The sequence below is a fragment of the Leifsonia xyli subsp. cynodontis genome (genome assembly GCF_050632205.1).
Taxonomy (GTDB): Bacteria; Actinomycetota; Actinomycetes; order Actinomycetales; family Microbacteriaceae; genus Leifsonia; species Leifsonia xyli_D.
The window spans coordinates 1,194,628-1,215,802 of record NZ_CP192578.1; the positions used below are offsets into that span (position 1 = coordinate 1,194,628).

Here is a 21,175-nt window from a genome sequence, read left to right on the forward strand (position 1 = left end):
TCAACGCTACCCGGCGTAACGCCGGTAGGCCGTCACCGCTCGTTCGGCCCGGCTGCGCCGTGCCCCGCTCAGCGGTGCGAAGGGCAGCAGCGACACGTTCGTGCCCTCCCGCCGCCAGGTTCCGACGATCCGGCCGCCGGCGACGATGATCGGCTGGAAGACGCCGTTGTTGCCGGGCACGATCAGCTCCCCGTGCTCCGCGTCCAGGATGGGGGAGCGGTCCTGGTACCCGAGCAGGTACTCGTCGAACGCGGGGAGCAGGTGCACCGCTTCCTTCTCCGCACGGGTGGCCGGTGCGGCGGCCGCGCGGTCGGCGAGCTCCGCCGTGACCAGGTACTCGACACCGTCGCACTCGACCGTCGTCAGGGCGTCTCCGAGCACCGCCATCGCGGTCTTCGCTCCGGCGACGGTGCCTTTCATCCACCAGACGAAGTCACGAACGGTCGCCGGCCCGTGCCCGTGCAGGTACCGCAGGAGGAACTGCGCGATCGCCTCATCCGGTTCCCGTGGTGCGGGGGCGGGCGCCCACTCGTCGAGCAGGACGAGGGCCTGGGTCGGGTTGCCGTTGCCCGACCGGACCACCGGACCCCAGCACAGCAGGCCCGTCTGGGCGAGGTAGTAGATGAGGTGGTAGCCGCGCTGACCGGTCGTTGTGACGCCTGCGGCCTCCCACAGCTCCATGAGGTCGGCCCGGCCGATGCTGCCACCGCCGCTGAGCGCCTCCGTGACCACCTCCGCGGCGTGCGCGAAGTCTGCCGCGCCGAGGCCGAGCTGCTGCTGGCGGCGGCCCAGCCCGGCGACGATGCGATCCATGGTGACCGACAGCATCCACCGCAGGTCCTCCGGTGCGACGAAGTGCAGCGTGCCCCGCATCGGCCAGGAGCGGATGATCCGGCCGGCGTCGAGATCGGCGAGCACGTCCGCCTGGCGGGCACCGGTGGTACGGACCGCCAGCGCCCACAGCCCGGCGGCGAAGTCCTGGCCCTGCAGCGCGAGCATCCGCCGGGCGACCGACGCCGCATCGGCCTCGCGCGGCCCGTCGATGGCCTGCGCGAGGCGGCGCATCCGGAGCAGGTCTGCGCGGCTCACGCGGGTGGTGGGGCTGGCGGGCATGGCACCAGCCTGGCAGGGACCACCGACAGCGCGCATCCGCGGGCGTCGGCAGCGGCCGGGAAGGCCTCTACGGCAGCAGCCCGAGCTCTGTCAGCTGCTCGCTGAGGCCCGCGCCGTCCGGTGCGTACACCCACGGCGTCCCGGAGAGCTCGCTGTGCTTCTCGGCCTTCGAGCGGCCACCGGCGAGCACCGCCTCTCCGCTGGAGAGCTGGCGGATGGCGACGGCCGCGACGTTCTGCGGGTGCTCCGTCGTGAACTCGCCGTAGAGATCCTCGTCGTGCTGCCCGTCGTCGCCGATCAGCAGCCACTTGAGGCCGGGGAACTCCTGCGCGAGCCGCTGGAGGCTGGTGCGCTTGTGCTCGCGCCCGCTGCGGAACCAGCGGTCGTGCGTCGGGCCCCAGTCGGTGAGCAGCAGGGGTCCGGCCGGGAACAGGTTGCGCGAGAGGAACCGGCTCAGCGTCGGCGCGACGTTCCAGGCTCCGGTCGAGAGGTAGATCACCGGAGCGCCCGGATGGGCGGCGGAGAGCCGCTCGAGCAGCACGGACATGCCGGGGGTGGGCACCCGCGCGTGCTCGTCGAGGACGAACGTGTTCCACGCCGCGAGCAGCGGTCGGGGAGAGCCGTCACCATCACGGTGTCGTCGATGTCGGAGATGACGCCGAAGGTCGCCTTCGGGTCGAGCACGAAGACGGGCGCCTCGAACACCCGGGTCGACTCGGTGGTGAACAGCCGGACGGTGTGCCAGCCGGGCGTCAGCTGCACCGGCACGACCGCGTCGATGACGCCGCCGCGGTCCGTCCGCACCTCGTGCCGCTCGCCCTCGATCTCGACGGTGACCGTCGTCAGCGCGAGGGGCACGCTGATGAACGACCGCCAGCCGCGGATCGACTCCTCGCGCTTGCGGTGCAGGCGCTCGGCGCGGCTGCCGGGGCGCGGGTCCTTCGCCAGCACGACGCGGCCCAGGATGCGCACCCAGCTCGGCGAGCCGTAGCCGGTGTACGGGACCACCGTCGCGAGGAAGCCGCGCCGGCGGGCGCGGCGGGCGCGGAAGTCGTGGAAGGCGTCCTCGATTCGGGCGGCCCGGTGCATGATCGGCTCGACCGCTGCGCTGCGACGGGCGGCTGCAGCGCCGCCGGGGAGCTTCTCGGGGCGCGATTCGGGGGAGAGCATCCCTCCTACTTTCTCATGGAGTGAACGTGCGCACGAATGCATCCCCCAGATCTGGGGGACGGTTTCTGCGGCGCGTCGAAGGGTAATGCCCAGCGGAAATGAGGTTTCCCCGAATATGATCGGCTCAGTGCGATGGATTCCATCGCCGGGCTGGGGACCCGCACCACCGCCTTGTTCGACTGAGAGAAGGAGTCGCCCTCGTGCCCATCAACGATCTGGTGACCGGACCGACGACCGTCGGCGCACCGCTCGTCCGCACGGAACCCATCCAGGAGCGCAGCGCCGCACGCATCGACGCCCTGCTCGACGCCGCGGCCGCGGTCGTCGACGAGATCGGCTTCGACCGCCTGACCACCGCGATGGTGGCCGAGCGCGCCGGCGCCTCCATCGGAACCGTGTACCGCTACTTCCCGGACCGCATCGTGCTCCTGCAGGCGCTGCGCGACCGGGCGCTGCTCCGCTACCGCCACTCGGTCGTCGCTGCGATCGACGCGCAGGCGCCGGAGCACTGGTGGAACGCCGTGGAGGCGGCGATCGACGCCTTCGTCGAGATGTTCCGCACCGAGAAGGGCTTCCGCATCATCCGGTTCGCCGACGCCGAACGCTCGGGCGTGCCGGAGGAGGAGGTCGTCCGCGAGACCGGATTCGCGCAGCAGTTCGCGCAGATCCTCTCCGACGAGTACGGTCTGCCGGCGGGCGAAGACCTCGCGTTCCGCCTCGAGGTGGTCGTGGAGATCATGGACTCCCTGATCAACCGAGCTTTCGTCGAAGACGTCAACGGCGACGAGCGCTACATCTCCGAGGCCCGCACGGTCGCCCGCGAGTACCTCGAGCGGCGGTTCGACCCTTCGGCGTAATGTTCCCCGGGCGGGAATGTCGGTGGTCGGTGGCAGGTTGCCATCCACACGGGTGAGCGCTCCGAACAGAGAACGCACGCCGCTGACGGGCACGACACCGAACGAAGGGGGCCGGAATGCGACCGACCCTGAACGTCACGATTCGACGCATCTCATTGCCAAATGGCGCAGGTGCTGTTTGGCTGAAGGGGATGGCTTCCACAGTCCCCGCTCCACGGCGCGGCCTCCCACGCACAGCGACCCGGTCGGCGGGAGCGCTGTCGTGATCGAGTTCCGCGAGGTCACGAAGCGCTTCCCGGATGGGACGCTGGCGGTCGACGACTTCTCGCTGGTCATCCCGTCGCGCAAGATCACCGTGCTCGTCGGATCGTCGGGCAGCGGCAAGACGACCATCCTGCGCATGATCAACCGCATGGTCGACCCCACCTCCGGCAGCATCGAGATCGACGGCGAAGATGTGCAGGCGCTCAAGCCGGTCGCCCTCCGCCGCTCCATCGGTTACGTGATGCAGAACTCCGGACTCCTCCCGCACCGCAAGGTCGTCGACAACATCGCGACGGTGCCGCTGCTCAAGGGTGTGAAGAAGAAGGATGCGCGGGAGCGCGCCCTCGACCTGATGGACACCGTCGGCCTCGAACGATCGCTCGCCGATCGGTACCCCAGCCAGCTGTCGGGTGGCCAGCAGCAGCGCGTGGGCGTCGCGCGCGGACTCGCGGTCGACCCCAACATCCTTCTCATGGACGAGCCGTTCGGCGCCGTCGACCCGATCGTTCGCGACGACCTGCAGAACGAACTGCTCCGCCTGCAGCGCGACCTCGGCAAGACCGTGGTCTTCGTCACGCACGACATCGACGAGGCTTTCCGCCTCGGCGACCAGGTCGTCATCTTCCGCAAGGGCGGCATCGTCGCGCAGAAGGGCACTCCGTCAGAGATCCTCGCGAACCCGGCCGACGAATTCGTCGCCTCCTTCGTGGGGGCGGACCGCGGCCGCCGCGTGCTGCACGTCGAGCAGACGCCCACCGGTTCGGTGCTCGTCGACAGCGACGGCCGCGCGGCCGGCGTCCTCACCGGCGACGATGGCGCATCCATCCCCGAGGCAAAGGCCGCGACCGTCTCGGTCGCGGGTGCTCCGGCGCAGGGTGAGGACGCGTCGTGAGCTTTCTGTGGTCGAACCTCGACCAGGTCTGGAATCTCACGGTCTCCCACGTGTGGCTCTCCGCGCTCCCGATCGTGATCGGGTTCGTCTTCTCGCTCCCGATCGGCTGGGTGGCCAACCGTTACCGGCTGACGCGCGGCGTGCTGCTGACCATCGGCGGGATCCTGTACGCCATCCCGTCGCTGCCGCTGTTCTTCGCGATGCCCGCGCTGATCGGCACGCAGATCCTGTCGCCCGTCAACGTGGTCGTCGCCCTCAGCATCTACGCGCTCGCCCTGATGGTGCGGACCACGGCGGATGCACTCGGCTCGGTCCCCGGTGACGTGAAGCAGTCCGCGACCGCCGTCGGCTTCTCAGGCTGGCGCCGGTTCTGGTCGGTCGAACTGCCGCTGGCCGGGCCGGTGCTGCTCGCCGGACTGCGGGTGGTGTCGGTGAGCACGGTCAGCCTGGTGAGCGTCGGAGCGCTGCTCGGCGTGCCGAACCTGGGCCAGCTGTTCACCGCCGGCCTCAACAACTACTACCCGGAGGAGGTCGTCACCGGGATCGTGCTGATCATGATCCTGGCGCTGCTGTTCGACCTCGTGCTGGTCGGCATCGGCCGCCTGCTGATGCCGTGGACGCGGGCGAACCGGCGCGCCGGCCGGCTGAGCAGGCGTGAGGCGATGAAGGCGGTGGTCGGCGCATGACCGACATCCTCGCGGCATTCGGCTGGATCTTCGACCCGGTGAACTGGGCCGGCCCGAGCGGCATCCCGGCCCGGCTCGGCGAGCACATCGTCTACTCGCTGCTGACGCTGCTGCTCGCGGCCGCCATCGCGTTGCCGATCGGCTTCGCGATCGGCCACTCCGGGCGCTTCCGGGGTGTCGCCGTCGGCGTCTCCGGCGCGCTCCGCGCCCTCCCGACGCTCGGCCTGGTGATCTACCTCGCCCTGATCACCACCAACCTCACGATCGTGCCGCCGTTGATCGCGCTCACCATCCTCGCCATCCCGCCGATTCTCGCCGGCGCGTACTCGGGGCTCGAGTCCGTCGACCGCGCCCCGATCGACGCGGCGCGCGCGATCGGCATGACGGGGTGGCAGGTGTTCACCAAGGTCGAGCTGCCGCTCTCCCTCCCGCTCGTGATCGGCGGCATCCGCTCCGGCGCACTGCAGGTCATCGCGACCTGGACGGTGGCGGCCATCCTGCCCGTCGGCGGCCTCGGCCGGTTCCTGTTCGACGGGATCGCCGTGCAGAACTATCCGGAGATGCTGGGCGGCTCGATCATCGTCGTCGTGCTGGCCCTCGTCTCCGACGGCCTCTTCGCGGTCATCCAGCGGCTCGTCGTGCCCCGCGGGGTCGCGGCCGGCCGAGTGCGCGACGCCGCCGAAGGCGGTTCCCGGCGGTCCGCACGCGGGGCTGCCGCCGAGAGCCAGCCCACCACCTGACCTGCTCCTTTCCGTACCCCACACTCCAACACCCCACACCCAAGAGAAGAGAGATCATGTTCGCATCGAAGAAGAGCCGCCTCGCGGCCGGCGTTCTCGCCGCCGGGGCGCTGCTCGCCCTCAGCGCCTGCTCGTCCGGAGGTGGCGCGTTCAGCAGCGACAAGGCGTCGTCCTCCTCCGGCGACACCGTCACGGTCGGCTCGGCCGCGTTCGGCGAGTCCGAGATCCTCATGCAGATCTACGGCCAGGCCCTGGCGGCCAACGGCGTGAAGGTCGCGTACAAGCCCAGCATCGGCCAGCGCGACGTCTACCTGAAGGCGCTGCAGGACGGCTCCATCGACCTCATCCCCGAGTACAGCGGCAACCTGCTCCAGTTCTACGACAAGAACAGCACCGCCAGCTCGAGCGACGACGTCTACGCCGCCCTCAACGACGCGCTGCCGAAGGGCTACGAGGTGCTCGACCAGTCGGAGGCGCAGGACGCCGACTCGTACAACGTCACCAAGGAGTTCTCCGAGAAGTACGGCGTCACCAGCCTCGATGACCTCAAGAAGGTCACCGTTCCGCTGACCGTCGGCGCGAACCCCGAGTTCGGCACCCGGCCGTACGGCATCCCGGGCCTCAAGTCGGCGTACGGTGTCACCGCGACGCTCAAGCCGATCAGCGACTCCGGCGGCCCCCTCACCGTCGCCGCGCTGAAGAACGGCGACGTGCAGCTGGCCGACATCTACACGACGACGCCGGCCATCAAGGACAACGGGTTCGTCACGCTGAAGGACCCGAAGAGCCTGATCGCCGCGCAGAACATCGTGCCGCTGATCAACAGCAAGAAGGCGTCGGACAAGGTCAAGGAGGTGCTGAACAAGGTCTCCAAGGAGCTCACCACGTCAGACCTCATCGACCTGAACGGCGAGAACCAGGGCGCCAGCAAGACCCAGCCCGACGCGCTCGCCAAGAAGTGGCTGCAGGATCACCCGATCAAGTAGACGCTGAGCGCTTGGCGCTAGTCGGTCCCACGCAGCGGCGGCTCGGATTCCCGGGCCGCCGCTGTCGTGTCCTCCGGCTGCATGTGCCGTGCCTCCCGCGCGCCGAGGGTCTTCTTCACCAGGACGACGGCGATCAGGAAGGCCGCGATGACCCCCACGAAGATGTACCCGGCCCAGTGCAGCTCGCGGGAGAGTTCCCGGTAGCTCCCGGCCGCGGCGGAGCCGACGCTCACATAGGCGAACGCCCAGAGCACGCAGGCGGGCGCGGTCCACGCCATGAAGGTGCGGTACCGCATCGGGCTCATGCCGACGGTCAGCGGGATGAGCGAGTGCAGCACGGGGAGGAAGCGCGACAGGAGCACCGCGATGCCGCCCCGCCGGGCGAGGTACGCCTCCGCACGGTCGAAATTGCGCACGCCGACCCGCCGCCCGAGGGCGCCGGCGCGGATGCGCGGGCCGAACCAGCGGCCCAGGGCGAAGCCGAGGGACTCGCCGCACAGCGCTCCGATGATGACCACGACGACGAGGGCGATGTACTCGACGGGGTTCGAGACCGCAGTGCTCGCCACCAGCACGATGGTGTCGCCGGGCACGATCAGCCCGATCAGGATGGACGTCTCCAGCAGGATGCCCACGCCGGCCAGCAGCGTCCGCAGCACCGGCTCGACGCTCTGCACCAGGTCGAGCACCCACGTCAGTGCGTCGTTCATGGCGTCGGCTCGGGTCGTCGCGGCATAGCCGAAGCGTAGCGACGTCGCCTGAGGGCCGCCTAGGCAGTTCCGTCAGCTGAGCAGCACGACGAGCGGCGGCACCACGACCAGCAGCACCGTGGCCACGACGACCGCCGCGCGCAGCACAGGTCCGACGGTGCGGCGCGCCGACGTGAGGCGCTCCTCGCGCGCCACGAGGGCGGCGCGTCGCTGCTCGGGCGTGCGGCGGTCCTTGGGCGCGCCGAGTGCGGCGCCTGCCGGGCCGGTCTCGTCCACGAGGCGGATCGCCTCGGCGAGGACCGCGTCGCCGGTCGTCTTGCGGGCGGTGTCGTCGGCGAGCATCTCGAGCAGCAAGGCGACCGCATCCTGTGCCCGCGTTGCGATCGGGAACCACGGCAATGACCGTTTCCATGACCGGAAAGCGTCGAGGAGCAGGTGATGCTTCTGGCGCAGGTGGGCCCGCTCGTGGGCGACCACCGCATCCAGCTCGGCGGGGGAGAGCAGCGCGATCATGCCCTCGGACAGGACGGTGACGCTGCGGGCGCCGGGCAGGCAGTAGGCGGCGGGGGCGGGATGGTCGATCACGCGCGTGCTCGGGGTGTCGGGCAGGGGCGACGAGAGCAGCCGCAGCAGCTCCATGTGCCGGTGGCGCTGGTTCCGGCTGCGCACCGACGTCAGCGCAAGGTTGAGGACGAGGTGGGCCGTGAGCAGGATCGCCGCGCTCAGCAGGAACGCGTTGAACAGGCTGACCGCGGCCGGCATCGGACCGTGGAACAGGGAGGCCGCGGCGCCGGAGATACGGCTCCCCAGGTCGTCGCCGAACGGCTGCAGGCCGGCGAGCAGCAGCGACCCGATCATCGAGATGCCGCCGGCGAGGGCGATGGACTGCCACAGCGCCAGCGCGAGGACGGGTGCGGCGGACGGCCATGTGGCACGTGCGAGCAGCAGCGGCACGGGCCACGCCAGAGCGATCGCGAGCAGGCCGAGGAAGATCGCCCCGGCGAGGGCCGCGAGGGGGTCGGCGCTCACACGCTGCGCGCGTCGAGGAGGCGGCGCAGCATCGCGGCCTCCGACTCGTCGACCGAGCCCACGAAGTAGGCGAGCGCCTCGGAGCGGTCGCTCGACGACTCCAGAACTTCGCGCATCAGGTCGGCGACGTGCCCGGCGCGGCTGAGCGCCGCGTAGTAGAGGTGCGGTCGGGCGTCGCGGTCGCGGCCGACGAATCCCTTCGCCTCGAGGCGCGAGAGCACCGTGAGGACCGTGGTCAGAGCCGGTGCCTTGCCGCCCTCGCGCGTGGCCGTCAGCTTGTCGCGTAGCTCACCGGCCGCGATGGGGGCGTCGCCCTCCCAGAGGGCGTCCATGACCGCCCGTTCGAGTTCTCCGAGATTCGCCACGTCTCCAGGGTAGCGCGAACAGGCTGGGAATGTTCTACACTTCGTAGAAGTAGAGTTCTACAAACCGTAGAAGTGATCCGGAGGGATGCACGTGAACGAACTGCTGGACCCGCTCCTGCTGGCACGCTGGCAGTTCGGGCTCACCACGATCTACCACTTCCTGTTCGTGCCGCTGACCATCGGGCTGGTCACCTGCACCGCGATCTTCCAGACCGCCTGGTACCGCACGGGCAAGCCGAAGTACCTGCAGCTCACGCACTTCTTCGGCAAGATCTTCCTCATCAACTTCGCGATGGGCGTGGTGACGGGCATCGTCCAGGAGTTCCAGTTCGGCATGAACTGGTCCGACTACTCGCGCTTCGTCGGCGACATCTTCGGCGCTCCGCTGGCGCTGGAGGGCCTGCTCGCGTTCTTCCTCGAGGCCACGTTCATCGGCCTCTGGATCTTCGGCTGGGACAAGCTGCCGAAGGGCCTGCACCTGGCGACCATCTGGGTGACCTCGGTGGGCACCATCCTGTCGGCCTACTTCATCCTCGCGGCGAACGCGTTCATGCAGAACCCCGTCGGCTACCACATCAACCAGGCGAAGGGACGCGCCGAGCTGACCGATCTCTGGGCGGTGCTCACGAACAAGGTCGCCCTGGCGGCCTTCCCGCACACGATCTTCGGGGCCTTCATGGTCTCCGCCGGCCTCATCATCACCGTGGCCGCGTGGCACCTGTCGCGCAGCAGGAACCTCGACACGATGCGCCCGGCACTGAAGTTCGGCCTCTGGCTCATGGTCGGCGCCGCCGTCGGCACCGTGCTCAGCGGCGACCAGCTCGGCCTCGCCATGGTCGAGACACAGCCGATGAAGATGGCCGCGGCGGAGGCGCTGTACAAGACGTCGACCGGAGCCGACGCCTCGTTCTCGATCTTCACCCTCGGCACGCCGGACGGCGTCCACGAGCTGTTCTCGATCCGCATCCCGTACCTGCTGTCGTTCCTGTCGACGCACACGCTGAACGGCACGGTGGAGGGCATCAACGACCTGCAGGCGCAGTACACGCAGCTCTACGGCCCCGGCGACTACACGCCCGTCATCTGGATCACCTACTGGGCGTTCCGCTGGATGATCGGCCTGGGCATGGCGCACGTGCTGGTCGCGGTCGCCGGCCTCTGGTTCACCCGCAAGGGCCGCACACCGCGCCCGTGGATGTGGAAGGTCGCGATCTGGTCCATGCCGCTGTCGCTGCTGGCGATGATCGTCGGCTGGATCTTCACCGAGATGGGCCGCCAGCCGTGGATCGTGTTCAGCCTCATGAAGACGGCGGACGGCGTCTCGCCGGGCACGACCGGCCTCGAGGTGCTGATCTCGCTGCTGGCCTTCACGGCGATCTACGGCGCCCTCGCCGTGGTCGAGTTCAAGCTGATCAAGCGGGCGGCGCAGAAGGGCCCGGCGCCCATCGACGAGCATCTCGACGAGGCCGGCGAGCCGGTCCCGGTCGCGACGGTCTACTAGGAGGAGCAGGCACATGGATCTCGCAGTTCTCTGGTTCGGAATCGTCGCCTTCTTCTTCGTGGGCTACTTCGTGCTCGACGGGTTCGACTTCGGCGTCGGGATGGCGCTGCCGTTCTTGGGCCGTGACGACGTCGACCGGCGCGTCATGATCAACACCATCGGCCCGGTCTGGGATCTCAACGAGACCTGGGTCATCGTGGGAGGGGCGGCGCTCTTCGCGGCGTTCCCGGAGTGGTACGCGACGCTGTTCAGCGGCTTCTACCTCGCGCTGCTGCTCATCCTGCTGGCGCTCATCCTGCGCGGCGTCTCGTTCGAGTACCGGCACCAGCGTCCGGGTGCGCGCTGGAAGAAGTGGTTCGACGGCATGATCGTCGCAGGCTCCGCCGTCCCCGCGTTCCTGTGGGGCGTGGCGTTCGCCAACATCGTGCAGGGCGTGGCGCTGAACGCGCACCACGATTACACGGGGACCCTGTTCGACCTGCTGAACGGGTACGCGCTGCTCGGCGGCCTGACCACGCTGCTGCTCTTCTTCACCCACGGCGTGGTGTTCGTGTCGCTCAAGACCGTCGGCGACCTGCGCCTGCGCGCCCGGCGGCTCGCGATGTGGTCCGGCGCCGCGGCGATCGTGGTGGCGGCCCTGTTCCTCGGCTGGACCGCGCTGTCGCACTTCTCCCCGGTGTTCCTGGCGCTGGCGGTGCTGGCGGCGGTCGCGCTCATCGCATCCTGGATCGCCAACTTCCGCGGGGTCGAGGGCTGGGCGTTCGGCTTCCTGGCGGCGACCATCGCCCTCGCCGTGGTGGCGCTGTTCGCGGCGCTCTTCCCCGACGTCATGCCCTCGTCGCCGAACCCGGAGAACAGCCTGACGATCGCGAACGCGTCGAGCTCGCAGACCACGCTGACGATCATGACGTGGGTGGCCGCGATCTTCCTCCCGCTGATCCTCGTCTACCAGGCGTGGACGTACTGGATCTTCCGGAAGCGCGTGACGCGCGACCACATCCCGCAGGAGCACGCCGAGGCCGCCGAGTCTGTGACGGTCTGACGTGCGCCCTCTCGACCCCCGGCTGCTGCGCTACGCCTCGGCCACGCGCGGCACGCTCGCCGCGGGCGGCGTGCTCGCGGTGCTGCAGACGGCGACCGTCATCGCGTTCGCCTGGCTGGTGACGGACGTCGTCGTGCGCGCGATCGCGGGCGAGCCCGTGTCGTCGCTGGCGGGCACGATCGGCCTCCTCGCGGTCGTCGTCGCCGTGCGCGCGGTGCTGCTCTGGGCGGTCGAGGCGGTCGCCTCGCGCGGCGGCGCGCGAGCGGTGGGACAGCTGCGTTCCCGGCTCGTGGATGCGATCGGCCGGCTGGGCCCCGGATGGGTCTCCCGCCGCAGCTCGGCCGACGTCACCCTGGTCGCCGGGCGGGGCATGGAGGCGCTGGACGGCTACTTCGCGAAGTACCTGCCGCAGCTGATCGGGACGGCGGTCGCGACTCCGCTGCTCGTGCTGACCATCGGGTGGCGGGATCTGACCAGCGGCATCGTCCTGGTCGTCACACTCCCGCTCATCCCGCTGTTCATGGTGCTCGTCGGCTGGGCGACGCAGGCCGCCCAGCAGCGGCAGTGGGCGGCGCTGTCGCGGCTGTCGAGCGGGTTCCTGGACGTCGTGGCCGGACTGTCGACGCTGAAGCTGTTCGGGCGTCAGCACCGGCAGGAGGCGCGCATCCGCGAGGTGAGCGAGCAGTACCGCGTGCACACGATGCGGGTGCTGCGGATGTCGTTCCTCTCCGGTTTCGTGCTGGAGCTCGCGGCCAGCCTGTCCGTCGCCGTGATCGCGGTGACGATCGGGCTGCGGCTGCTGGGCGGCTCGCTCGACCTCTCGGTCGGACTGTTCGTGCTGCTGCTCGCGCCCGAGGCGTTCCTGCCGCTGCGCAACGTCGGCGCGGCGTACCACGCGGCAGCGGAGGGCATCGAGGCGGCGGCGAACGCGTTCGCGGTGATCGAGGCGGCGGAGGAGGTACCGGGATCGGAGGTGCGCGAGGCGTCGGCGGAATCCGAGGGGCTGGCCTTCGAGCGCGTGGGCGTCTCGTACGAGGGACGCGCGGTGGTCGACGGGTTCAGCGCTGCGGTGCCGCCCGGGACGCTCGCCGTGCTCCGCGCCCCGAGCGGCGCCGGGAAGTCGTCGCTGGTCGCGGCGACGCTGGGCTTCGCGCCCGCCGAGGGTCGCATCCTGGCCGATGGACGAGTGGATGCGGCGGGCCGGCGCGACGCCATCGCGTGGGCCGGACAACGGCCCGGGCTCCTGGCCGGGACGATCGCGGAGAACGTCGCGCTCGGCGACCACGCGCCGGATCCGTCCCGAGTGAGGGCTGCGCTGCGCGAAGCCGCCGCGAGCGAGTTGGACCCCGATACCCCGGTCGGCGCCGGGGGTTCCGGCCTGTCGGGCGGCCAGGCGCAGCGCGTCGCCGTCGCCCGCGCCCTGTACCGGCTGCGATCGCGCGGGTGCCGCGTGCTCATCCTCGACGAGCCGACCTCCGCGCTGGACGCCGGGACCGAGCGGGAGCTGCTGCGGTCGCTGCGTGCGGTGGCCGCCGAGGGCGTGGCGGTGCTCGTGGTGAGCCACCGCGAGGCGGTCGCGGAGGCCGCCGATGCGGTGCTGACGATGCAGGGAGAGGTGTCCCGTGTCCACTGAGCTGACGGTGCCGGCGCCGACGGTGCCGGCTGTGACGGTTCCGGCGCAGCCCGCCGAGGTGCGCCGCATCCTGCGGATGGCCATCCCGTCGCCGGCCCGGCTGTGGACGGCGATCGGCTTCGGCGTGCTCAGCGGCGGCAGCGCGGTGGCCCTGCTCGGCGTCTCCGCCTGGCTGATCACCCGCGCCTCCGAGCAGCCGGCGCTCATGTACCTGTCGGCGGCGATCGTCGGCGTGCGCGCGTTCGCGCTCGGCCGGGCGTTCTTCCGCTACCTGGAGCGGCTCTCGGGCCACGACGCCGCCTTCCGTCAGCTGGGCACGGTCCGCTCTCGGCTGTACGGCCGGCTGGAGCCACTGGCGCCGGACGGTCTGCGCGGCATCCGCTCCGGCGATCTGCTCACCCGGCTCGCCGACGACGTGGATGAGCTGCAGAACCTGGCCCTTCGCGTCATCCAGCCCCTGGTCACGGCGGGGATCGTCGTGGCCGGAAGCGTCGTCGTGTCGGTGCTGATCCTCCCGGCGGCGGGTGTCGCGCTGTTCGTGACGCTTCTCGGCGCGCTCGTCGCGGGCGTCCTGGTGAACCGCTGGGCCGCGGGGACGGCGGAGCGGCGGATCGCCCCGCTGCGCGCCGCCCTCAACGATGCGTTGCACGACCTCGCCGCCAACCTCGACGTGCTCACGGCGTACGACGCGCTGCCGGCCGCGCAAGCACGGGTGCGTGCGGCGAGCGACCGGCTGACCGCCGCGTCACGGGCCCGCGCGGTCGGTCTCGGTCTGACGGCCGGAGCGGTGTCCCTGTTCGCGGGCGTCGCGACGGCCTGGGCGCTTGCGGTCGGCATCCCGGCGCTCGGGACGGGCGCCCTCGACGCGCCGAGCCTGGCGGTCGTCGCCCTGCTGCCGCTCGCGGTGTTCGAGGTCTTCGGCACCGTGCCCGCGGCCTTCGGAGCGTGGCGGAGCGTGCGCGCGAGCGCGGAACGGATCGCCTCGGCGGCGCCGGATACCGCGCCCAGCGGGATCCCCGTCGACGCGCCGGACGCTGCATCCCTCGTCGTCGACGGTGTGCCGGAGGTCGCGCTGGACCGCGTCTCGGCCCACTGGCCCGACGAGGACGCAGCGGTGCTGCACGACATCACGCTCCGGCTCGCGCCGGGCGAGCGCGTCCTCCTCACCGGTCCGACCGGCGCGGGCAAGACGGCGCTCGCGCACGTCCTGACGCGGCTGATCGACCACACCGGGGGCTACCGGCTCGACGGCGTCCCGGTGGGCGACCTGCGGCAGGACGATGTGCGCCGCGCGGTCGGCTTGGTGGAGCAGCGGCCCTACCTGTTCGACTCCGACCTGCGGCAGAACCTCCTGTTCGCGAGGGACACCGCGACCGACGACGAACTCCTCGCGGTGCTCGACCGTGTCGGGCTGCGGGAGTGGGCCCTCGGGCGCGGCGGCCTCTCGGCCGCGGTCGGTGAGCGGGGCGCGCTGGTCTCCGGCGGTCAGGCCCAGCGGATCGCCCTGGCGCGGGCGCTGCTCGCGGGCTTCCCGGTGCTCATCGTCGACGAGCCCACGGCGAACGTCGACGTGGAGGTGGCCGACGCGATCGTCCGCGACGTGCTGACCACGGCCGCCGAGGACGGACGCACGGTGCTGCTCATCTCGCACACCGACGTCCCGGCCGACCTCGTCGACCGCACTCTCCACCTCGAAGCGGGCCGCATCGTCTCGTAACCCGTATCAACTGGTCCCAACACGCCGCAAAGCACGCCGCCGTAACGGCGTGTTGGGACCACTGGTTGCACCGCGCTCGGTCGTGTCTGGGCAGCGGACGGATGAACCCCGCTTACGGCAGCGGGCGGGTGAGCGCCGCGAAGCGCGCGCGCCACGCGTCCGTGCGGGCCGGGTCGGCGGCGAGCGCCGGGCCGTCCACCCACGCGCTGACGGCACGGATGCCGTGCAGCGCGTTCACCGCCCACACCACCGCACCGTCGAGCTGCGAGGGCCGCGCTTCCTCCTCGTCCACCGGCACGCCGAGCGCCGCCGCGATACCCCGCACCGTACGGGCCGACACGCTGTCGACCCGCGGCAGCGACAGAGGCGGCGCGAACAGCATGTCGCCCCGCCACCACAGCAGCGCCGTCGTGGCACCGTCCGAGACGAACCCCTCATCGAGGATGACCGCCTCCTGCGCCCCGCGTCGCTGCGCCCGCTGCCGGAGGGCGCTGAGCCGGTCGATGTCCGGCCCCTTGAGGTGCGGCACGCGCCGCGGGTCCGCGTCCGCTGTCGCGACGACCAAGGAGGCGGAGAGTTCGGGCGCCGGCCGCAGCCGGAACCGCAGGCGCAGAGCATCCCGCGCACGCACCAGCTCGAATCGCGGGAACCACTCGCCGTCACGGGGGAGGGATGCGATGCCCGCGTCCCAGAAGGCGCCCAGGTCGGCATCCCGGTAGCCCTGCTCGCGAACCGTCTCGGCGAACCGCGCCCGATGGAGCCCCAGAGCGAGCACCCGCCCGTCGCGCACGAGGAACGAGTCCGCCGCCAGCAGCTCCGTCTCCACGAGCTCGCAGTCGTCGCGCACCCGCAGCTCACCGCCCGCCCAGTCGGCGAGGGTCGTCACGGGTCCGGTGCTGTGCGCGTCCACTCGCCTAGGCTAGTGCGGTGGCCTTTCCGCTCCGCGTGCTCCGGCTCGACACCTGGGTCGAGCCGGCGGACGCGTTCGTCGCCCTCTTCGGCGGCGTCGGGGTGGATGTTCCGGACGCCGTGTGGCTCGACAGCGGGCCCGAGGCGGCGACGGGCCGCTCGTTCCTAGGCACCGGACGCCTCGCCGCCACCGCCTCGGTCGCCGACGGCACGGTCACGATCGGCGGGGTCGTCCGGGATGGTGGAATCCTCGACGCATTGCGCGACGACCTGCGCGCCCGCGGCACGTCCACGGTCGGCAACGCAGTCGAGGCCGCCCGGCGCGTGGAGGGCACCTCCCCGGCGCCGATCGACGCGCACCCGGTCGGCTGGTGGGGCCGCCTCGGCTATGAGGCGGGCGCGGCCGCCGCGGGCGCGCCGGTAGCCTCCTCCCGCGACGCGGACGGCGCGCACGCCCCGGACGCCGCCCTCCTCTTCGTCGACCACTTCCTCGCGTTCGACCACGCCGCCCGCACGCTCGACCTCGTCGCGCCGGACGACGCCGACGGCCGGTTGTGGCTCGACGCCTCCGTCCGCCTGCTCGACTCCGCGGCCGGCGCCGCGGCAGCCTACGAGGCCGCGCATGACGTCCCCGCCGCTTCGGCGTCCTGGCGTCACGACGATGCCGCCTACCTCGCCGCCATCCGCGCCTGCCAGCAGTCCATCCACGCCGGCGACGCCTACCAGCTCTGCCTCACCAACCGCGCACAGGGCGAGTCGCACGCCGATCCCCTTGCCGTGCATCTGCGCCTCCGCCGGGTGAGCCCCGCGCCCTACGCGGGCTTCGTCCGGATCGGCGGGGATGTGCTGGTGAGCTCGTCCCCGGAGGAGTTCCTGCGCGTCGAGTCGAACGGCCGTGTCCGCACGCGCCCGATCAAGGGCACGCGTCCCCGCGGGGCCACGGTCGCCGCCGACATCGCTCTGCGCGCCGAGCTGGAGTCGAGCGAGAAGGAGCGGGCCGAGAACGTCATGATCGTCGACCTCATGCGCAACGACCTCGGCCGGGTCTGCGAGGTCGGCTCCGTGGAGGTCAGCCACCTGCTGGCCGTGGAGAGCTACGCGCAGGTGCACCAGCTCGTCTCCACCGTCGAGGGCACCCTGCGCGCGGGCCTCGGCGCGGTGGATGCGGTGGCCGCGTGCTTCCCGGCCGGGTCGATGACCGGGGCTCCGAAGCTCAGCGCGATGCGCATCCTGAACCGGCTGGAGAGCGGTCCGCGCGGCGCGTTCGCCGGATGCTTCGGCTACCTTGCGGTCGACGGCAGCGCCGATCTCGCGATGGTGATCCGCAGCGTCCACTTCTCGGACGGCACCGCGACGATCGGCGCGGGCGGCGGCATCACGGCGCTCTCGGTGCCGGCGGAGGAACTGGAGGAGGTGCGGGTCAAGGCCGCGGCGGTGCTGCGTGCGGCCGGGCTCGACGCCGGTCCGGCCACCGCCGAGCGGCCGCCCCTCACGCCGTCCGCGAACTGAGGGCGCGCTGGGAACGGACTGGGCGCGTCGGACGTTTAGTACTCTGGAGACCCGGGCCCTGTCGCCCGGACCTCTTCCGTGCCGCCCTCACCCGGCCGCGGCACGACGGATCCGAGAATGAGAGTCACGTGGCACACGAGCACGACGCAGCAGGCACCACCGCAGCGAGCACCCCGCAGGGCGCGACCGCGCACGACGAGCGCGCGCAGTACGACTTCACGGCGATCCAGGACAAGTGGCTCCCGATCTGGGACGAGCTGCGCCCGTTCGCGACCGACGACCCGGCCGACAAGCGGCCGCGCAAGTACATCCTCGACATGTTCCCGTACCCCTCCGGCGACCTGCACATGGGCCACGCGGAGGCGTATGCGCTGGGCGACGTCATCGCCCGCTACTGGCGCCAGCAGGGCTTCAACGTGCTGCACCCGATCGGCTGGGACTCCTTCGGTCTGCCCGCCGAGAACGCCGCGATCAAGCGCGGGCTCGACCCGGCCGGTTGGACCAACGACAACATCGCCCAGCAGAAGGCCTCGATGCGCCGGTACGCGCCCAGCTTCGACTGGGACCGCGTGCTGCAGACGTCCGACCCGCGCTACTACCGCTGGAACCAGTGGCTGTTCCTGAAGCTGTATGAGAAGGGCCTGGCGTACCGCAAGGCGAGCCAGGTCAACTGGTGTCCGTTCGACCAGACGGTGCTGGCCAACGAGCAGGTCGTGAACGGCCGCTGCGAGCGGTGCGACAACCTGGTCACCAAGAAGAAGCTGACCCAGTGGTACTTCCGCATCACCGACTATGCGGACCGCCTGCTCGACGACCTGAACCAGCTGGAGGGCGCCTGGCCGTCCAAGGTGATCTCGATGCAGCGCAACTGGATCGGCCGCTCGACCGGTGCAGACGTCGCATTCGAGATCGAGGGACGCGACGAGCCGGTCACGGTGTACACCACGCGTCCTGACACGCTGTACGGCGTCACGTTCATGGTGGTCGCGCCCGACTCCGATCTGGCCGCAGAGCTGGTGAAGGATGCGCGCCCCGAGGTGAAGAAGCGCTTCGACGACTACCTGGAGGTCGTCCGCGGCACCACCGAGATGGACCGCCTGAGCAGCGAGCGCGAGAAGACCGGCGTCTTCCTGGAGCGCCACGCGATCAACCCGCTGACCGGCGAGAAGCTGCCGATCTGGGCCGCCGACTACGTGCTGAGCGACTACGGCCACGGCGCGATCATGGCCGTGCCCGCTCACGACCAGCGCGACCTGGACTTCGCGCGCGCCTTCGACCTGCCGGTGCGCGTGGTCGTCGACACCACGCAGCCGGTGACCGGCGCCATCCCGGTCATCCACACGGATCCGGCGACCGGCGAGCCGATCCTGCCGGAGGAGGCGGCGCTGGAGAACCCGTCCGAGACGGGCGTCGCCCTGACCGGCGAGGGCCGGCTGATCAACTCCGGGCCGTTCGACGGCCTGAGCAAGTCCAACGCGATCCGCCGCGTCACCGAGGCGCTGCAGGCGTCGCACCTGGGCGCGCCCGCGAAGAACTTCCGGCTGCGCGACTGGCTGATCTCGCGGCAGCGCTACTGGGGCACGCCCATCCCGATCATCCACTGCGAGCAGTGCGGTGAGGTGCCGGTTCCCGAGTCCGAGCTGCCCGTGCTGCTGCCGCCGGCGGAGGGCCTGGACCTGCAGCCGAAGGGCACGAGCCCGCTGGGCGCGGCGTCCGACTGGGTCAACGTCTCCTGCCCGTCGTGCGGTGGGCCGGCGAAGCGCGACACGGACACCATGGACACGTTCGTCGACAGCTCCTGGTACTTCCTGCGCTTCCTGAACCCGCAGGACGACACGCAGGCCTTCGACCCGCGCGAGGCGGAGAAGTGGGCGCCGGTCGATCAGTACGTCGGCGGCGTGACCCACGCCATCCTGCATCTGCTGTACGCCCGGTTCATCACCAAGGTGCTGTTCGACCTGGGCTACATCAGCTTCACGGAGCCCTTCACGGCGCTGCTCAACCAGGGCCTGGTGCTGATGGACGGCTCGGCGATGTCGAAGTCGCGCGGCAACCTGGTGAAGCTGTCCGAGCAGCTCGACGAGCACGGTGTGGATGCGGTGCGCCTGACGATGGCGTTCGCCGGCCCGCCGGAGGACGACATCGACTGGGCGGATGTGTCGCCCGCGGGGTCGGCGAAGTTCCTGGCCCGTGCGTGGCGCATCGCGGATGACGTGACCAGCGCGCCGGACGTCGTCTGGAAGACGGGGGACGCGGCCCTGCGCCGGGTCACGCACCGGTTCCTGGCCGACGCCCCGGGTCTCGTGGAGTCGTTCAAATTCAACGTGGTCGTCGCGCGCCTGATGGAGCTGGTGAACGCCACCCGCAAGACCATCGACACCGGTGCCGGACCCGCCGACGCCGCCGTGCGCGAGGCCGCCGAGGTCATCGCCATGGCGCTGAACCTGTTCTCGCCGTACACCGCGGAGGAGATGTGGGCGAAGCTCGGGTACGAGCCGTCCGTGGCGCTGGCGCAGTGGCGCAAGCCCGACCCGACGCTGCTGATCGAGGAGTCGGTGACCGCGGTCGTGCAGGTCGACGGCAAGGTGCGCGACCGGCTCGAGGTGTCGCCGAAGATCTCGGCCGACGAGTTGGAGGCGCTGGCCCGCGGCTCGGAGGCCGTGGTGCGGTCCGTCGGCGACCGGGAGGTCGTCAACGTGATCGTGCGGGCGCCGCGGCTGGTGAACATCGCGACGAAGCCGCGCGGCTGAGCCGTCCTGTGATCGCGCGAGAGCGCCGGGTCGTCCACAGCCCGGCGCTCTCGCTGTTTCTCCACGGATATCGCGGGCGGCGGATCGGGGCGGTCGCGGGTTCCTAGCGTGGAGGGATGCGACATCGAGCCGATCCTTCCGCCGCCGGTGGTACGCCCGGCGATTCGCCCGGCGATTCGCTTGGTGATTCGCCGGGCGGTCCCGTCGGCGCTGAGCCCGCGCCGCGGGGGCGCCGGGTTCGGGTCGGGGTCGGCGCGGTCGTCGTGCTGCTCATCGTCGCGGCCGTCATCGCGGTGCTGGTGTCAGCGACGGCATCGCAGGGGAGTTCGGTGGCGGTCCCGAGCGCGAGCGCTCCCTGGACGAGCGCGGCGACGGTTCCGGCCTCGGCCGAAGCGGCTGCTGGCGGCCGCGTGCTCATCCATGTCACCGGCGCGGTTCGCAAGCCCGGAATCGTCTCACTGGGGGTGGGCTCCCGAGTGGTGGATGCGGTCGCCGCGGCCGGCGGCCTGACCGACGACGCCGATCCGGCGGGGGTGAACCTCGCCCGTCCGGTCGCAGACGGCGAGCAGCTGGTGGTTCCGCGGCAGGGCGAGGCGCCCGCGCCGGCGCCTGCCACGGGGTCGGGTGCGGCCGGGGCAGCGGGTGCTGGCGCGGGCGCATCCGTGAACCTCAACACGGCGACGCAGGCGGAGCTGGAGACGCTCCCGCGCATCGGTCCCGCGCTCGCGCAGCGCATCATCGAGTGGCGGCAGGCGAACGGCCGTTTCGCGCAACCGACCGACCTGCTGAAGGTGTCAGGTATCGGCCAGAAGCTCTTCGACGGGTTGAAGGATCGCGTGGTGGTCTGATGCCCGATCTTCGCCTCGCGTTGCCGGCCGTCGTGCTCTGGGGCACGTGCGCGGTGCTGATCGGCCTTCCGGATGCGGCCCTGGCGGTCGGCATCCCAGGCGGTGCCGTTACGCTCGGGGCGCTGGCGTTCGCGGGGCTGACGCGTCCGAGGAAGCGGTCTGCGGGAGGCGCCGCGCTCACCGCGCTGCTCCTCGGCTCGATGGCATTCGGGTCGCTGGCATTGGGGTCGCTGGTCGTGGCGTTCGACGCCCCCGGGCGGCTCGACCCCCGGCTCGACGCCGCGGCCGAGCGCTCCGACGCCGCGGCTCTCAGCGTCCGCGTGGAGCGCACTCCGCACCGTATGGCCGGAGGCTTCGGAGCGGAGCCGCGCTGGACGCTCCGCGGCCGGACCGTCGGCGACCCGGCGGACGTCCCCGTCTCGCTGCAGTTCGCCGCCCCCGTCGCGACGGCGCG

Annotated in this window: 17 protein-coding genes and 1 pseudogene; 12 read left to right on the forward strand and 6 right to left on the reverse strand. The window is 71.2% G+C overall.

Going from position 1 to position 21,175, the window contains the following annotated elements; all coding sequences use genetic code 11:
• Positions 1-6 precede the first annotated feature (6 nt).
• Together ACQ86M_RS05940 and ACQ86M_RS05945 are read right to left on the reverse strand one after the other, a co-directional pair.
• On the reverse strand, positions 7-1,113 hold the full coding sequence (locus ACQ86M_RS05940) for a winged helix DNA-binding domain-containing protein (RefSeq protein WP_431247402.1): 1,107 nt from the start codon (positions 1,111-1,113) through the stop codon (positions 7-9).
• 67 nt (positions 1,114-1,180) lie between these two features.
• A pseudogene (locus tag ACQ86M_RS05945) lies at positions 1,181-2,283 on the reverse strand (App1 family protein).
• Positions 2,284-2,483: 200 nt separating this feature from the next.
• Between ACQ86M_RS05945 and ACQ86M_RS05950 the strand changes: the two are divergent.
• From ACQ86M_RS05950 to ACQ86M_RS05970, 5 genes are all read left to right on the forward strand, one after another.
• On the forward strand, positions 2,484-3,140 hold the full coding sequence (locus ACQ86M_RS05950) for a TetR/AcrR family transcriptional regulator (RefSeq protein ID WP_431247403.1): 657 nt from the start codon (positions 2,484-2,486) through the stop codon (positions 3,138-3,140).
• A gap of 262 nt (positions 3,141-3,402) precedes the next feature.
• On the forward strand, positions 3,403-4,296 hold the full coding sequence (locus ACQ86M_RS05955) for an ABC transporter ATP-binding protein (RefSeq protein ID WP_431221170.1): 894 nt from the start codon (positions 3,403-3,405) through the stop codon (positions 4,294-4,296).
• Positions 4,293-4,982, forward strand: a complete 690-nt coding sequence (locus tag ACQ86M_RS05960; RefSeq protein WP_431247404.1) for an ABC transporter permease — start codon at positions 4,293-4,295, stop codon at positions 4,980-4,982. Before ACQ86M_RS05955 ends, ACQ86M_RS05960 begins: the two co-directional genes overlap by 4 nt.
• Positions 4,979-5,722: an ABC transporter permease gene (locus ACQ86M_RS05965; protein ID WP_431247405.1), complete on the forward strand. Its 744-nt coding sequence runs from the start codon at positions 4,979-4,981 to the stop codon at positions 5,720-5,722. Before ACQ86M_RS05960 ends, ACQ86M_RS05965 begins: the two co-directional genes overlap by 4 nt.
• A 56-nt stretch (positions 5,723-5,778) precedes the next feature.
• A complete protein-coding gene (locus ACQ86M_RS05970; RefSeq protein ID WP_431221173.1) occupies positions 5,779-6,708 on the forward strand; it encodes an ABC transporter substrate-binding protein in 930 nt (309 codons plus the stop codon).
• Between the two features lie 17 nt (positions 6,709-6,725).
• Here the strand turns inward: ACQ86M_RS05970 and ACQ86M_RS05975 are convergent, their stop codons facing one another.
• The 3 genes from ACQ86M_RS05975 to ACQ86M_RS05985 form a co-directional block, all read right to left on the reverse strand.
• Positions 6,726-7,418 (reverse strand): DedA family protein, encoded by a 693-nt coding sequence (locus ACQ86M_RS05975; protein WP_431247406.1) that lies wholly within the window; start codon positions 7,416-7,418, stop codon positions 6,726-6,728.
• A gap of 72 nt (positions 7,419-7,490) precedes the next feature.
• Complete coding sequence (locus tag ACQ86M_RS05980; RefSeq protein WP_431247407.1) at positions 7,491-8,447, reverse strand: M56 family metallopeptidase; 957 nt, start codon at positions 8,445-8,447, stop codon at positions 7,491-7,493.
• Entirely contained in the window at positions 8,444-8,812 is a 369-nt protein-coding gene (locus ACQ86M_RS05985; protein ID WP_431247408.1) for a BlaI/MecI/CopY family transcriptional regulator, read from the reverse strand. The genes ACQ86M_RS05980 and ACQ86M_RS05985 overlap by 4 nt, the downstream gene beginning before the upstream one ends.
• A gap of 91 nt (positions 8,813-8,903) precedes the next feature.
• Between ACQ86M_RS05985 and ACQ86M_RS05990 the strand changes: the two genes are divergently transcribed.
• From ACQ86M_RS05990 to cydC, 4 genes are read left to right on the forward strand one after another with little or no spacing between them, the layout of a single operon-like run.
• Positions 8,904-10,313: a cytochrome ubiquinol oxidase subunit I gene (locus ACQ86M_RS05990; RefSeq protein ID WP_431247409.1), complete on the forward strand. Its 1,410-nt coding sequence runs from the start codon at positions 8,904-8,906 to the stop codon at positions 10,311-10,313.
• Between the two features lie 13 nt (positions 10,314-10,326).
• Entirely contained in the window at positions 10,327-11,355 is a 1,029-nt protein-coding gene (cydB, locus tag ACQ86M_RS05995) for a cytochrome d ubiquinol oxidase subunit II (RefSeq protein WP_431247410.1), read from the forward strand.
• A gap of 1 nt (position 11,356) precedes the next feature.
• Positions 11,357-12,988 (forward strand): thiol reductant ABC exporter subunit CydD, encoded by a 1,632-nt coding sequence (gene cydD, locus ACQ86M_RS06000; protein WP_431247411.1) that lies wholly within the window; start codon positions 11,357-11,359, stop codon positions 12,986-12,988.
• A gap of 22 nt (positions 12,989-13,010) precedes the next feature.
• On the forward strand, positions 13,011-14,705 hold the full coding sequence (gene cydC / locus ACQ86M_RS06005; protein WP_431247855.1) for a thiol reductant ABC exporter subunit CydC: 1,695 nt from the start codon (positions 13,011-13,013) through the stop codon (positions 14,703-14,705).
• A gap of 112 nt (positions 14,706-14,817) precedes the next feature.
• Here cydC and ACQ86M_RS06010 read toward each other — a convergent pair whose 3' ends face one another.
• The gene (locus ACQ86M_RS06010; protein ID WP_431247412.1) at positions 14,818-15,615 is read right to left on the reverse strand and encodes an aminotransferase class IV; all 798 of its coding nucleotides are present in this window, start codon (positions 15,613-15,615) and stop codon (positions 14,818-14,820) included.
• Positions 15,616-15,632: 17 nt separating this feature from the next.
• Here ACQ86M_RS06010 and pabB point away from each other — a divergent pair, with 17 nt between their 5' ends.
• The 3 genes from pabB (at position 15,633) to ACQ86M_RS06025 (ending at position 20,721) form a co-directional block, all read left to right on the forward strand.
• Positions 15,633-17,123: an aminodeoxychorismate synthase component I gene (pabB, locus tag ACQ86M_RS06015; protein WP_431247413.1), complete on the forward strand. Its 1,491-nt coding sequence runs from the start codon at positions 15,633-15,635 to the stop codon at positions 17,121-17,123.
• 128 nt (positions 17,124-17,251) lie between these two features.
• The gene (leuS, locus tag ACQ86M_RS06020; RefSeq protein ID WP_431247414.1) at positions 17,252-19,873 is read left to right on the forward strand and encodes a leucine--tRNA ligase; all 2,622 of its coding nucleotides are present in this window, start codon (positions 17,252-17,254) and stop codon (positions 19,871-19,873) included.
• 263 nt (positions 19,874-20,136) lie between these two features.
• The gene (locus ACQ86M_RS06025; protein WP_431247415.1) at positions 20,137-20,721 is read left to right on the forward strand and encodes a helix-hairpin-helix domain-containing protein; all 585 of its coding nucleotides are present in this window, start codon (positions 20,137-20,139) and stop codon (positions 20,719-20,721) included.
• The last annotated feature ends 454 nt before the right edge of the window (positions 20,722-21,175 follow it).